Annotated in this window: 1 protein-coding gene; it reads left to right on the top strand. The window is 29.9% G+C overall.

All coding sequences use genetic code 11. From position 1 onward, the window contains the following. Nucleotides 1-460 (top strand): hypothetical protein (locus MPF13_RS15510; protein ID WP_249983675.1); only part of this gene is annotated, 460 nt, incomplete at its 5' end. Between the last annotated feature and the right edge of the window lie 122 nt (nt 461-582).

A 582-nucleotide genomic window follows, 5' to 3' on the forward strand; every position in this document is an offset into this window, starting at 1 on the left:
ACGTTGTGCACTATTTGAGAAAAACCGAAAAATGAATAAAAATTCGACTGACATTAAAAAAGTATTTGAAAGTTTCATTTTAGATTTTGTCAAAAAGGACAAACAAGACAGAGTTTTTCAATTTCTAAAAAAAGAAAAAAATTGGTGGAAAATAACGAATGAATTTCACTCTTCTACTTTATTTGACAAAAGCGTATTGAAAGATATTAAGCCGAATGAACAATACAGCGAACCGATTTATAATGAATTAATAAAATTAGGAGCAGAAACTGAATGTTACTCTTTACTCGACTATTTGGAGAATAATGAATATGAGTGCGACCTATCTGAAAAACTATCTGATTCTGTCGGATTTTTAGTTGAGACAATTATTTATTGTCCGAAATCTGGAATTGGATATTATGAAGGTGGACACGCAAAAGACAGATATATTTTAAAGAAAAATAACAAACGGAATTGACTAAATAAACGGAATAAAAACAGTGCACAACACCGTATATAATTTATTGCTAGTTCTAGCCTACTTACGAAAATCCTCGCGGATTTTCTATTCGGTTTTTATTTGCTAAATTAGGTGCTTAA

The organism is Polaribacter sp. Z022 (assembly GCF_023555495.1).
Taxonomy (GTDB): domain Bacteria; phylum Bacteroidota; class Bacteroidia; order Flavobacteriales; family Flavobacteriaceae; genus Polaribacter.